Origin of the sequence: Pseudovibrio ascidiaceicola, assembly GCF_900114245.1 — a bacterium.
GTDB classification, from domain to species: domain Bacteria; phylum Pseudomonadota; class Alphaproteobacteria; order Rhizobiales; family Stappiaceae; genus Pseudovibrio; species Pseudovibrio ascidiaceicola.
Window position 1 is genome coordinate 244,099 of record NZ_FOSK01000003.1, and the last position, 12,586, is coordinate 256,684.

General features: G+C 51.0%; 14 protein-coding genes. 6 read left to right on the top strand and 8 right to left on the bottom strand.

What is annotated here, in order from left to right; genetic code table 11:
• The first annotated feature begins 47 nt into the window (after nucleotides 1-47).
• The 6 genes from BM231_RS07740 to ychF all read left to right on the top strand — a co-directional run bounded on the left by BM231_RS07740 (nucleotide 48) and on the right by ychF (nucleotide 5,784).
• On the top strand, nucleotides 48-1,208 hold the full coding sequence (locus BM231_RS07740; protein WP_208860178.1) for a M24 family metallopeptidase: 1,161 nt from the start codon (nucleotides 48-50) through the stop codon (nucleotides 1,206-1,208).
• Between the two features lie 76 nt (nucleotides 1,209-1,284).
• Complete coding sequence (locus tag BM231_RS07745) at nucleotides 1,285-1,788, top strand: hypothetical protein (RefSeq protein ID WP_093518240.1); 504 nt, start codon at nucleotides 1,285-1,287, stop codon at nucleotides 1,786-1,788.
• A 234-nt stretch (nucleotides 1,789-2,022) separates the two neighbouring features.
• On the top strand, nucleotides 2,023-2,958 hold the full coding sequence (locus BM231_RS07750; protein WP_093518242.1) for a ribose-phosphate pyrophosphokinase: 936 nt from the start codon (nucleotides 2,023-2,025) through the stop codon (nucleotides 2,956-2,958).
• 316 nt (nucleotides 2,959-3,274) lie between these two features.
• The gene (locus tag BM231_RS07755) at nucleotides 3,275-3,889 is read left to right on the top strand and encodes a 50S ribosomal protein L25/general stress protein Ctc (RefSeq protein ID WP_093518244.1); all 615 of its coding nucleotides are present in this window, start codon (nucleotides 3,275-3,277) and stop codon (nucleotides 3,887-3,889) included.
• Between the two features lie 29 nt (nucleotides 3,890-3,918).
• The gene (gene pth / locus BM231_RS07760) at nucleotides 3,919-4,683 is read left to right on the top strand and encodes an aminoacyl-tRNA hydrolase (RefSeq protein WP_093518246.1); all 765 of its coding nucleotides are present in this window, start codon (nucleotides 3,919-3,921) and stop codon (nucleotides 4,681-4,683) included.
• Nucleotides 4,684-5,784 (top strand): redox-regulated ATPase YchF, encoded by a 1,101-nt coding sequence (ychF, locus tag BM231_RS07765; RefSeq protein ID WP_093518248.1) that lies wholly within the window; start codon nucleotides 4,684-4,686, stop codon nucleotides 5,782-5,784.
• A 77-nt stretch (nucleotides 5,785-5,861) separates the two neighbouring features.
• Here ychF and BM231_RS07770 read toward each other — a convergent pair whose 3' ends face one another.
• From BM231_RS07770 to BM231_RS07805, 8 genes are all read right to left on the bottom strand, one after another.
• Complete coding sequence (locus BM231_RS07770) at nucleotides 5,862-6,671, bottom strand: DeoR/GlpR family DNA-binding transcription regulator (RefSeq protein WP_208860179.1); 810 nt, start codon at nucleotides 6,669-6,671, stop codon at nucleotides 5,862-5,864.
• A gap of 75 nt (nucleotides 6,672-6,746) precedes the next feature.
• Entirely contained in the window at nucleotides 6,747-7,541 is a 795-nt protein-coding gene (locus tag BM231_RS07775; protein WP_093518250.1) for a DeoR/GlpR family DNA-binding transcription regulator, read from the bottom strand.
• 69 nt (nucleotides 7,542-7,610) lie between these two features.
• Complete coding sequence (locus tag BM231_RS07780) at nucleotides 7,611-8,105, bottom strand: GNAT family N-acetyltransferase (protein WP_093518251.1); 495 nt, start codon at nucleotides 8,103-8,105, stop codon at nucleotides 7,611-7,613.
• Nucleotides 8,090-8,800, bottom strand: coding sequence for a 5,6-dimethylbenzimidazole synthase (gene bluB / locus BM231_RS07785; RefSeq protein ID WP_093518253.1), 711 nt, complete (start codon nucleotides 8,798-8,800; stop codon nucleotides 8,090-8,092). The genes BM231_RS07780 and bluB overlap by 16 nt, the downstream gene beginning before the upstream one ends.
• Complete coding sequence (locus tag BM231_RS07790) at nucleotides 8,797-9,351, bottom strand: adenine phosphoribosyltransferase (protein WP_063312704.1); 555 nt, start codon at nucleotides 9,349-9,351, stop codon at nucleotides 8,797-8,799. Before BM231_RS07790 ends, bluB begins: the two co-directional genes overlap by 4 nt.
• 78 nt (nucleotides 9,352-9,429) lie before the next feature.
• Nucleotides 9,430-10,302 (bottom strand): S-methyl-5'-thioadenosine phosphorylase, encoded by an 873-nt coding sequence (locus tag BM231_RS07795; RefSeq protein ID WP_093518255.1) that lies wholly within the window; start codon nucleotides 10,300-10,302, stop codon nucleotides 9,430-9,432.
• A 144-nt stretch (nucleotides 10,303-10,446) separates the two neighbouring features.
• Nucleotides 10,447-11,289, bottom strand: a complete 843-nt coding sequence (locus tag BM231_RS07800; RefSeq protein WP_093518257.1) for a cytochrome c1 — start codon at nucleotides 11,287-11,289, stop codon at nucleotides 10,447-10,449.
• 18 nt (nucleotides 11,290-11,307) lie between these two features.
• Entirely contained in the window at nucleotides 11,308-12,564 is a 1,257-nt protein-coding gene (locus BM231_RS07805) for a cytochrome b (protein WP_093518259.1), read from the bottom strand.
• Nucleotides 12,565-12,586 lie beyond the last annotated feature (22 nt).

The window sequence follows — 12,586 nt, forward strand, 5'->3', positions numbered from 1 at the left end:
AAGTTCTGTTTCAGATTGCTTTGCGAACTATGGATTGGGAGAAGACCATGGCCCTGCACTTTGCACCGGAAGAATTTGCTGAGCGCCGTGCTGCTCTGGACGCCAAACTCAAAGAGCGTCATCTCGATTGCCTGCTGATCTTCGCACAGGAGAGCATGTATTGGCTGACAGGTTTTGACACCTTCGGTTACTGCTTCTTCCAGTGTTTGATTTACCGCCCCGGTGAAGAGCCCATCCTACTCACCCGCTCTGCTGACCTGCGACAAGCCCGCAACACTTCCAACCTCAAAGACATTCGCCTCTGGATGGATGTGGCTGGCAAATCTCCGGTTGGTCAGGTCAAAGAGCTTCTGTTTGATCTCGATCTGCTCGGCACCCGCATCGGCGTAGAATATGACACCCACGGCCTCACCGCTGCCAATGGCCGGTTATTAGACGAATCTCTCCATTCCTTCGCAGACGTAGAGGACGCCTCCGACATCATAAAAGAGCTCCGTCTGGTCAAATCTCCAACAGAGCTCGAATATGTGCGCACAGCCGGCAAGCTTGCCGATGCCGCTTTCCTTGCAGGTATGGAAGAAATCAAACCTGGAGCCGACGAAGGCCGCATTCTGGCAAAGATGCAAAGCGCAGTATTTGAAGGCGGCGGCGACTATCCGGCCAACGAATTTGTCATTGGCTCAGGCCCTGACGCCTTGCTCTGCCGCTACAAATCTGGCCGCAGAACGCTCTCAGAAAACGATCAGCTCACCATAGAATGGGCGGGCGTTTACCGCCATTATCACGCAGCCTCCATCCGCACCGTTATTCTCGGAGAGCCAACACCGCGCCATCTGGAACTCCATCGCGCTGCAAAAGATGCTCTCTTGGCTGTTGAACAAGCCATGCAGGTGGGCAATACGTTTGGCGATCTGTTTGCTGCACACGCCAACATTCTGGATGATCGCGGCCTGATGCCACACCGCCTCAATGCCTGCGGATATTCACTTGGTGCCCGCTTTACACCAAGCTGGATGGAGCCGCCCTATATGGCTTTCAAAGAAAATGCACATGAAATTCAGGAAAACATGGTGTTGTTTATGCACATGATCATCATGGATTCAGACAGCGAAACCGCTATGACTTTGGGCCAAACCTACATCACACACGCAGATGGGCCTGAAAGCTTATCACAGCTTTCTCTCGACCTCCCTGTGAAGGCAGGGTAAAGACTGCCATAATTAACCTTTACGAATCTATTGGGGCACCCCACGCTGATTCTCTGAGTGGACTTTAAGGACTGACATGCTGAAGCTCGTACTTTTACCTCGGGTATTAATCATTGCCGCTATGGCAATTCTTGCAGGCTGTGCAGCAAACCCTCTTCCCCCTTCCAGCATCGGGGACATGATTGAAACCAAGTCAGCTCCTCCAACTGTCTCTCCGGCAAAAGCAACTTTTGCATTTGAGCAGCTAACCGGACTGCCTGGCAATATTGCCGACGATCTTTCTGGGCAACTGGGGAATCGCGCAGCAGCAGCGAATCTCAACCTCGTCAGACGTGTTGGTGCACCAGCAACGTACCGAGTCAAAGGATTCTTGACCGCAGCTGGAGACCAGTATACCACCACCGTCTTCTATGTATTTGATATTATTGATGCAAATGGCAACCGTGTTCATCGGATTGATGGTCAGGAGCAAACTGGCGGCAACTCTGGTGACCCATGGGCATCGATTTCAAGTGACGCGCTGCGAAGAATTGCGACCAGAACAATTGCTTCTTTAGAAGCATGGTTACACAGCAAGTGACCTAATAAAATCAATAGGATACACGATTATGCAGCTCAGCTTTTGCAAAAAAGCTGAGCTGCTGTGCGTTCTGGCTATTGTCGGCGTAAGACGAGGTTGCTAAAAGGCGCGCAAGGCGACCTGTCAGGACGCCTTACCAGAAGAAATCGGGTTCCACCAAGGGACGCAAATTTCCACCTCACCACCGACGAATGTCACAGGGTGAGATCAAAGCCCAAGAAGGACTTGCGGGTTATGAAAATCGTCGCGGGTAACTCCAATCGCGCGCTGGCCGAGCAAATTTCAAAGTATCTTGATGTACCATTGGCGAAGTGCCAGGTTCGCCGCTTTGCAGACCAAGAAATCTACGTTGAAATCCAGGAGAACGTGCGCGGTGAGGACGTCTTTGTCATTCAGCCTACAAGCTATCCGGCAAATGACCACCTCATGGAACTGCTGATCATCATTGATGCACTCCGCCGTTCTTCAGCACGTCGTATTACCGCAGTGGTTCCATACTTTGGCTACGCCCGTCAGGACCGTAAGTCAGCGCCTCGTACGCCAATCTCTGCGAAACTCGTTTCCAACCTGATCACCAATGCTGGTGCAGACAGAGTTCTCACACTCGATCTGCATGCTGCGCAGATTCAGGGCTTCTTCGACATCCCAACCGACAACCTTTACGGTGCGCCGGTGATGACCCGTGACATCAAAGAGCACTATGACACAACCAACGTCATGGTTGTTTCTCCGGATGTTGGCGGTGTGGTTCGTGCGCGTGCACTAGCAAAGCGCATTGAAGCTCCTCTATCCATCGTTGACAAGCGCCGCGACAAGCCTGGTGAATCCGAAGTCATGAACATCATCGGTGATGTGAGCGGCTACGATTGTATCCTCGTGGATGATATCGTCGATTCAGGCGGAACCCTTTGCAACGCAGCGGATGCGCTTCTTGCTGCTGGTGCAAAATCAGTCACGGCCTATATTACGCATGGCGTGCTCTCAGGTGGCGCAGTTGCACGCGTTTCAGCATCCAAGCTCAAGGAACTGGTAATCACCGATTCCATTGAGCCAACCGCTGCTGTTCAGGCCGCTCCAAACATCCGCACTATTTCTATTGCCCCACTCATGGGCGAAGCGATCAACCGCACATCGCAGGAACGTTCTGTTTCCAGCTTGTTCGATTCATAATTCGCTTTAGAGCGCGTTCCGTTTGATTGGTTTCAATCAAACGACAAGAATTCGCTCCAACAAAGGTGTTAGAGTACGATGCGTGAATGCAAATGAACGCGACGAGCTCTAATCACAAGCTTTGAGAAACCGGGGTACGCCCCGGTTTTTCTTATTGTAGGCTCGGCAGTTGCCCTTGCTCTTTCTGGGAGTATCGGTTATACGAGCCGCGTACGTCGACACCCTTGGAGGAGGCGTGCGGAGTTGGCCGTAGTTGAGCGCAGAATTCTGTCGCTCCCGCGGCCTTACTTTTATAATCAAACTAGGAGATTCCACCATGGCAAACAGCTATGAGCTGAAAGCACAGGTGCGTGAACGGGCCGGCAAGGGGGCCGCTCGTGCAGCTCGTCGTGAAGGTCTTGTACCAGCAGTAATCTACGGCGACAAAAAAGAAGCAGTGTCTATCAACCTGCCAATTAAAGAAGCAACCATGACCCTGCATAAGGGCGGTTTCCTGTCTCACGTCGGTACAATCGACCTGAACGGCGAAAAGACTTCTGTAATTGCAAAAGACTTCCAGCTGCATCCAGTTAAAGACACTCTGATGCACGTTGATTTCCTGCGTGTTTCTGCAAATGCTACTCTGACCGTTGAAATCCCAGTGAAGTTCCTGAACGAAGAAACTTCCCCAGGCCTGAAACGCGGTGGTGTTATCAACGTTGTACGTCACACCGTTGAAATGACTGTTCCTGCGAACGCTATCCCAGAAGCTCTCGAAATCGATCTTGGCGCTGCCGACCTCGGTTCTTCTCAGCATATTTCTGCTGTTAAGCTCCCAGCTGGTTGTGCTCCGACCATTACAGACCGCGACTTCACAATCTCCACGATTGTTGCACCAGCTGGTCTGAAAGAAGACGACGACGCTTCTGAAGAAGGTGAAGGCGAAGAGTAATTCTCTAACTAGGGCTTGGGACAATACCTATGAAGCTGTTAGTCGGCCTCGGTAATCCAGGCCCTAAATACGAGAGTAATCGTCACAATATCGGGTTCATGGCGGCAGATGAAATTCATCGCCGCCATAGCTCATTCAGCCCGTGGCGGGCTCGCTTTCAGGCTCAGGTTTCTGAAGGCACTCTGGCAGGCGAAAAAGTCCTGCTGATGAAGCCAATGACCTACATGAACGAATCCGGTCGTTCTGTAGGTGAAGCACTCCGTTTCTACAAGCTCACCCCACAAGACGTTGTCGTGCTCTATGACGAGCTGGACCTGCCTCCTGCGAAATTTCGCATGAAGAATGGCGGGGGTCACGGAGGTCACAATGGCCTGCGCTCAATCACAGCACACATCACAGATGCCTATCGTCGTGTACGCCTTGGCATTGGCCATCCCGGCCATAAAGACCGCGTACATCAATGGGTCTTGGGTGACTTTGCAAAAGCGGATCAGGAGTGGCTGGAGCCTCTTTTGGAGGCCGTTGCAGATAACGCTCCATTGCTTGCACAACATAACGACAACCAGTTCGCCAATAAGGTGACACTGGCAACTCGCCCGGAAGGCTCTGGCAAACCTTACAAAAAGGATGGTTCTCGCGAGGCTGCTGCTAAAAAGAAGCAGGACACCGCCAAGCCTGAACCAGAAAAAAAGCCAGCTCCAAAGGCAACGGGCTACCAAGACAAAGAAGCTAACAAAAAAGGGCCGCTCGCGTCAGCGCTTGAGCAGCTGTTTGGATCGAAAGGACAAGAGTAAATGGGTTTTCAGTGCGGTATCGTCGGCTTGCCTAACGTTGGTAAGTCTACCCTCTTCAACGCTCTGACAAAGACAGCAGCGGCACAGGCAGCAAACTATCCGTTCTGCACCATTGAGCCAAACACTGGTGATGTTGCTGTGCCAGATCCACGCCAGTCCAAGATCGCGTCAATCGCGGGCTCCAAAGAGATTATCCCGACCCGCCTGACTTTTGTAGACATCGCAGGCCTCGTACGTGGTGCATCCAAGGGTGAAGGTCTGGGCAACCAGTTCCTTGCAAACATCCGTGAAGTAGACGCAATCGCACACGTTCTGCGCTGCTTCGAAGACGATGACATCACGCACGTTGATGGCAAGATCGATCCAATCGCTGATGCAGAAACCGTAGAAACCGAACTCATGGTTTCTGATATGGAAAGCCTCGAAAAGCGTATTGCGCCGCTCGCTAAAAAAGCAAAGTCTGGCGACAAAGACGCGAAGATGGCTCTTCCGATCATGGAACAGGCTCTCGCAATTCTTCAGGATGGCAAGCCAGTGCGCGCACTTGGCCTGACTGACCCAGAAGACGTCAAACAGCTGGAAATGCTGAACCTGCTCACATCAAAGCCAGTTCTCTACGTGTGTAACGTGGAAGAAGAATCTGCAGACAAAGGCAACAGCCTATCGGCTAAGGTTCAGGCTATGGCAGAAGAGCAAGGCGCAGCCTCTGTTGTCATCTCAGCCGCGATTGAAGCTGAAATTGCACAGCTGGAAGACGAAGAACAGCGTGAGTACATGGCTGACATGGGTCTGGAAGAGCCTGGTCTCGACCGCTTGATCCGCGCAGGCTACAACCTGCTGCACCTGATCACCTACTTCACAGCTGGCCCGAAAGAAACACGCGCCTGGACCGTATCAAGAGGCACCAAAGCCCCTCAGGCTGCTGGCGTCATCCATACGGACTTTGAACGCGGCTTCATTCGCGCGCAAACCATCGCTTACAACGACTACGTTGAGCTTGGCGGCGAAAACCCAGCTAAAGAAGCAGGTAAAGCACGCGATGAAGGCAAGGAATACATCGTTCAGGATGGCGATGTGTTGCTCTTCAAATTCAACACATAGATTTATGGCACAATCGCTATAAAACAAAAGGCGCTCAATCGAGCGCCTTTTTTATTTAAAAATCAATGAGATAAAAATCAGATATCCAGCAATACGATCTCGCTGGAAGCCTCAGCCTCCACATCAGCCACATGGACTTCTTTCACGCCCTGTGCAATCAGCTTATCAAGAATACTCGGCTCAACACCACTATCCACGATCAGCATATCTGCCTGAGCGCATGAATTGGCAACAAACCGGCTCGGGACACCAATTTTACTGGAGTTACACAGCACCATAGTTCGTTTGCAAGACGCCATGACCGCCCGCGCAAACTTAGCCTCCTCTTCCACGTAGTACATGAGATCCCCTTCGGTGGACAAACCGACGGGACAAATGATTCCCCAGTCCGCCTCAAGGCTCTCAACAGTATCCAGAGCAATCGGCCCCAAAGCCCCCTGCCCGTCTGTGTAGAGATTGCCGCCAATCACATGGATGTCTGCAGCCGTCTCAGCCCCAATCATCATAGAGGCGACTGCATATGAGTTGGTCGAAACCTTGATTTGCTGCACCTGAGCAAGATGCTGCGCCAGGATTGTCATTGTGCTTCCGGACTCAACAACCACATGGTCACCAGTCTTAAAGAAGGAGGTTGCCAGCCGACCAATTGCATACTTCTCAATGTAATGGCTGCGAAGCCTTACCCGATAGGCATCCTGGTCTCGTGGCATGAGGAAGCAAATTGAATTATCGAAGAGTTCAAACTCCTCACGATCCGACAAGACCTTTGCCAGACTGGTGAGCTCCTCAAAATCCATTCCTAAAATATCTGCCGCGGCAGTCAATGAAATACGTCTGTGGCGTTTAACCAGATTGGCAAGAACGTCCACCATTAAGTCATTAATCATCTAAATTGGCCTAGATCCAAGATACTATTCCGGTAGTAAACAACGTTCATTTTTATCGAAAAAGATTAAAATTTATCAACTATTCAGAAGAATGAAATCTTCGCTGTCAGCATCCTCTGAAATCGCATGAAAAACGCGTGCTTTTCTAAGATGATGATCCACTTCAGCAAAGCCTAATTCCCCATTATTATCAGTAATAAAGACATCAACACCTTGCATTGTTTGCGCTGTGTAACGACTAGGGACACCCAACTTAGAACTGTCGCTCAGCATCATGGTTTTCTTCGCACTACGCTGCATCAGTAAGCTGGTTTCAGCATCAACCTTGTGGAAGTAGCAGGCCCCTTTTTGAATACACATGCTCGTAGGGCTCAGGATGGTCCAATCCACCTGCAGGTCGCGAATACGCGCCTGCGTCTCTTCACCATGAAGCGCAGTGGTATGCGCTTCCAGCCTACCGCCAATCAGCTCAACGCTACACGTACGACTATGGCGGACAAGACTCTCCGCTATCAGCGGACTCGTCGTCGCGATGGAGAGATCTTTCTTCTCTTTCAGATGATTGGCAAAAAGGGAAAGCGTACTGCCCGCCTCAATCAGCAAACGCTCACCATCCTTAATCAGACTGGCTGCAAGTTTGCCAATGGCATTCTTCTCGGCAAACCGAGAATGCATGCGCACGCTGATATCACTCTCTGCAATGGCCTCATTCGAAACCAGGGAACTGCCTCGCACGCGCATGATATTGTTGTTTTCCAGGCCATCAACGGCATACAGGATCTCATCGACAGAGCAATCCAGTACAGTGGCCAGTAAGGAGAGCCGTATCGTTCTATAGCGTCGCACCAATTCGATTATGCGGACGATCACAACACAACCCTCATGTACAATTTTATTCAATCTTTCATAAAATTAATCAAAGACCGTTTGAATGTAAAGCTAAGATCGATTTCCGGTAATGTCGCGGCCAAAAATCACTTCATCACGCAGCGGGATGCCGTGCAAGCCTGTGACTGGTATTTCGGGCTTTAACTTACGCTCCTCGTCAATGACGCCTTGCACCACTTTTTCTAAACGGAAGCCGCGTCTTTGATAAAACCGAAATGCATCGAGATTGTCGTTTGAGGTCCGCACCATAATCCGGCCAAGGCCTTCCTGCCGTGCAGCATCGACGGAAGCATCCAGCAGAAGCGTACCAATGCCGCCCCAACGCTGCAGCGAATCGAGCGTGAGGATCTCCCATTCCTGATCACGTTTGATCAGGGTAATCATCCCCACAAGACGCCCTTCATCCAGAGCGAGATATCCAGGCAGACGTGAGGCATCCACCGTTTCACCATCAAGCAATTGCTCAGGACTGGTCCACCGGGTAACGAGCAGTTCAACAACCTGCTCTCGATCTTCTGGTTCAATTGCTCTTACTTGGATTGACACGAAGAAGACTCCTGTTTGGCTTCTGGCCTGACTAAATCAATATCTTTTAACATTCGCAATTCAGTGGCAGTACGTGCCTGCCAGCCAGTGCGCTGCAGTTCGGGGACTTCGTTGTTCTCACAGGGGTAACCTATGCAAAGATAGGCAACAAACTTCCAGTTTTCAGGAACACCAAACAACTGCCCGATACTGTCCGGGTTGAGAATAGACACCCAACCGACGCCAATGCCTTTTGCTCTAGCAGCAAGCCAGAGGCAATTAATTGCGCTAACACAAGAATAAGCCAGCGTCTCTGGCATAGTCTGCCGCCCGAGCCCACTTCCCTGTGTTGGATCAAGATCACAAAAAACGGCAAATTGCAGCGGAGCATCGGTCAAACCTTGCAGCTTGAGCTTGGCATAGCTCTCCGCACGCTCACCCTTATAGCCTTTCAAAGCCTTTGAATTTGCCTGTTGGAAATTGAGATAAACAGCCTCTCTGTTTGCAGGTTGGCTCATCTCTATAAAGCGCCAGGGCTGACTGTTGCCGACGCTCGGGGAAAGATCAGTTAATCGCAAAAGCTCGTCAACGGTTTCGCGATCAATAATGTCCTGCTTAAAATGGCGCACATCCCGGCGCCATTTCAAAAGCAATTCAAAATCGTGGTTGAAGGCCTCAGAAAATTGCGGGCCATTCTCTACAAAGGCGTCATTCAATGACCGGGAAACTCCACCAATGTCCTGACAGGAATATCGAGTGCTTCCAGTTTTGCACGTCCTTGCAGTTCTGGCAAATCGACAATAAAGCACGCAGCCACAATATCAGCGCCAGCGCTTCTGAGCAGCTTCACAGCAGCCTCTGCAGTTCCGCCAGTCGCAATCAAGTCATCAACCAGAATGACTTTGTCACCCGGCTTCACAGCATCACAGTGGATTTCGATGGTATCGGTACCATACTCCAGCTCATATTCCTGCTCGATGGTTTTGAACGGCAGTTTACCCTTCTTGCGCACTGGCAAGAAACCGGCGGAGAGCTGGTGCGCAACGGCACCACCAAGAATGAAACCACGCGCCTCGATACCAGCAACCTGTTCAATCTTCGAACCAGCCCATGGCTGCACCAATGCATCGACGGCACGGCGGAACGCACGAGGCTCGCTCAGCAGAGTGGTGATGTCGCGAAACAGAATACCTTCCTTCGGATAATCTGGGATGGTCCGGATGGACGCAATCAGCTCCTCTGAGATTGTATTAAATTTGTCAGTCATGGTCATTTCCGCGTTTGAATTGCATTATTTTCTGTCAGAGGCCCTTCAATGAGAGCCCCATAAGCGATCTGTGCTCGATTATTTGCGCAGCACACGTCCAGCAACAGCATCAAGCTTTGCAAGCAGTGCCGGGTCTCTTTTGTCGTCAGCAGTCATAATCGCAAAATCAAGTGCCGTATTGGAGCCAACTGGGCATTGCTGGTGCTCCTTCGGCAGTTTCCGGGCAACAGCGAGCACAAGCTTTTGAGCGCTTTCTACGTTCTCATGTAAAACCTTGATGATCGCGTTGATATCGACATTTCCATGGTCAGCATGCCAACTGTCGTAATCCGTTACCATCGCCACAGTTGAATAACTGATTTCTGCTTCTCGGGCCAGTTTGGCTTCTGGCATGTTTGTCATGCCAATAACGTCACAGCCCCAGGACCGGTAGAGATGACTTTCTGCCTTGGAAGAAAACTGCGGACCTTCCATAGCCAGATAAGTGCCGCCACGGCTATACGTAAGGCCCTCTTCTTGACAAGCACTTTCAACAACATCAACCAGCAGCGGCGAAACAGGGTCAGCAACGGAGACGTGCGCCACGCAGCCTGTGCCAAAGAAGCTCTTCTCACGCGCAAACGTACGATCAATGAACTGGTCAACAAGAACGAAAGTTCCCGGAGCATACTCCTCTTTCAAGGATCCGCAGGCGCTGACGGAAATCAGATCAGTAACACCAGCCCGCTTAAGCACGTCAATATTTGCGCGATAGTTGATCTCGGTTGGAGAGTGCACATGTCCGCGACCGTGACGAGGTAAGAAAACAACCTTCAGACCACCAATCTCGCCGATGCAAACATCATCACTTGGCTCACCCCACGGGCTTTCGATCCGTTCCCATCGGGCATTTTCAAAACCAGGGATATTGTAGAGGCCAGAACCTCCGATAATGCCCAGAACCGCCTGCATATTGCTCTCTCCGCTTTGCCTGTGTCGGCGCAACCTTACCTGATTCACTGATGGGAAGTTGGCGGTACATCAAATCCAGCCACCAACCCCAAAAAAAAGGGCTACCCGATTAGGATAGCCCTTTTTGAATTTATAAATGTGACCTTAGTGGTCAACATCTCTCCAGATCTTACGCTTTGTAAAGTACAGCAGCGATGCGAACAGGATCAGGAATGCCATCACACCAAAGCCGATACGCTTGCGTGATTCCAGATGAGGCTCAGCAGTCCACATCAGGAATGCAGAAACGTCACGAGCATACTGATCAACAGTCATTGGAGAACCGTCGGAGTACTCAACCAGCTCATCAGAAAGCGGAGGCGCCATTGCAAGCGTGGACCCTGAAATGAAGCCAGGATTGTAATACTGACCTTCTGGAACCTCAACACCCTCAGGTGCCTCATGGTAGCCAGTGAGCAGGCCGTACAGGTAATCCGGGCCGTTTTCCTGATACTGCGTAGCAACATCAAGAACAAACCAAGGGAAACCACGAAGGGCAGCGCGCGCTTTTGCCATCAAAGAAAGATCTGGTGGGTAAGCACCATTGTTAGAAGCACGTGCCGCTTGCTCGTTCGGGAATGGTGATGGGAATTTGTCGAACGGCTTGCCGTCACGCTCAAACATTTCACCTTCACTGTCCGGGCCATCTTCGATGGAGTATTCAGCTGCAAGAGCCTTCACTTCATCAACAGAGAAACCTGGTCCGCCTTCCTCAGCAAGGTTACGGAATGCGACGTAGCTCAGTCCATGACAGGCAGAACAAACTTCCTGGTACACCTGGAAGCCGCGCTGCAACTGCGCTTTGTCAAACTGACCGAATGGGCCAGCAAAAGACCAAGGCTGCTTTTCTACGTGAGGTCCATCGCCAGCTGCAAGAGCCGGACCAGCTACAGCAAGACCTGCAACAACAGCCAGAGCACGAGCGCTTTTGAACAATAGATTTTTCATCTTTAAAATCCCCTGCCCTTAAGCCGCATCACTGGACTTACCCAGCACTGCATCGTTGATTGAGTCAGGAACTTTCCGAGGCGTTTCGATCAGTCCGAGAACTGGAAGAACGATCAGGAAGTGTGCGAAGTAGAGGACCGTAAAGAACTGGATCCAGGCAATGTATGGCTGCTCAGCAGGCTTAGATCCAAGCCACCCCAACATGATTGTGGTGAAGAAGAAGAGCCAGAAGAAGAACCGGTAAACAGGACGGTAATTCGCTGAACGAACTTTGGAAGTGTCAAGCCAAGGCAACACGAACAAGATCGCAATCGCACCACCCATGGCAATCACGCCACCGAGTTTGGAAGGAATTGGACCAACATCGAAAGTGATCGCACGCAGGATCGCGTAAAATGGCAGAAGGAACCATTCTGGAACGATATGCGCTGGTGTCACCATTGGGTTCGCTGGAATGTAGTTATCAGCATGACCCAGATAGTTTGGCAGGTAGAACACGAACCAGGAGAACAGGATCATAAAGACAACGATCGCGAACAGATCCTTCAACGTGTAATACGGATGGAATGGAACTGTATCTTTCTCGGACTTAGGATCAACACCAACTGGGTTGTTGTTACCAGCAACGTGGAACGCCCAGATGTGCAGCATCACAACGCCCAGGATCACGAACGGCAGCAGATAGTGCAGTGAGAAGAAGCGGTTCAGTGTTGGGTTACCAACTGCGAAACCACCCCAGAGCCATGTGGTGATTGCTTCACCAACAACTGGAACTGCAGAGAACAGGTTCGTAATAACCGTTGCACCCCAAAGAGACATCTGGCCCCAAGGAAGCACGTAGCCCATGAATGCAGTAAGCACCATGAGGAAGAACAGCAGTACGCCCAGGATCCATGCAAGTTCGCGCGGCTCTTTGTAAGAACCGTAGTACATACCGCGGAAGATATGGATGTACACAGCAAAGAAGAACATGGATGCACCGTTTGAGTGCAGATAACGCATCAACCAACCGTAGTTCACATCGCGCATGATGTGCTCAACGGAAGCAAATGCGAGCGCATCATTCGGCGTGTAGTGCATCACCAGAACGATACCGGTAATGAGCTGAACAACGAGCACGAAGAATGCGATACCGCCGAAGGTCCACCAGTAGTTCAGGTTCTTCGGGGTAGGAAACGCAACAAAACTCCCATGTACAAGGGAGAGTACCGGCAAACGACGCTCAAGCCATTTGGCGCCAGCGTTTTGCGGTTCATAAGTAGAATGACCAGCCATAGCTGCCTCCTGAAAGGGCCTC

Coding starts and splice junctions, on each gene's coding strand:
- BM231_RS07790 (WP_063312704.1), bottom strand. CDS start 9,351: ATGACTGACAAATTTAATACAATCTCAGAGGAGCTGATTGCGTCCATC.
- BM231_RS07795 (WP_093518255.1), bottom strand. CDS start 10,302: ATGCAGGCGGTTCTGGGCATTATCGGAGGTTCTGGCCTCTACAATATC.
- BM231_RS07770 (WP_208860179.1), bottom strand. CDS start 6,671: ATGATTAATGACTTAATGGTGGACGTTCTTGCCAATCTGGTTAAACGC.
- BM231_RS07745 (WP_093518240.1), top strand. CDS start 1,285: ATGCTGAAGCTCGTACTTTTACCTCGGGTATTAATCATTGCCGCTATG.
- BM231_RS07755 (WP_093518244.1), top strand. CDS start 3,275: ATGGCAAACAGCTATGAGCTGAAAGCACAGGTGCGTGAACGGGCCGGC.
- BM231_RS07805 (WP_093518259.1), bottom strand. CDS start 12,564: ATGGCTGGTCATTCTACTTATGAACCGCAAAACGCTGGCGCCAAATGG.
- BM231_RS07740 (WP_208860178.1), top strand. CDS start 48: ATGGCCCTGCACTTTGCACCGGAAGAATTTGCTGAGCGCCGTGCTGCT.
- BM231_RS07800 (WP_093518257.1), bottom strand. CDS start 11,289: ATGAAAAATCTATTGTTCAAAAGCGCTCGTGCTCTGGCTGTTGTTGCA.
- ychF (WP_093518248.1), top strand. CDS start 4,684: ATGGGTTTTCAGTGCGGTATCGTCGGCTTGCCTAACGTTGGTAAGTCT.
- BM231_RS07750 (WP_093518242.1), top strand. CDS start 2,023: ATGAAAATCGTCGCGGGTAACTCCAATCGCGCGCTGGCCGAGCAAATT.
- pth (WP_093518246.1), top strand. CDS start 3,919: ATGAAGCTGTTAGTCGGCCTCGGTAATCCAGGCCCTAAATACGAGAGT.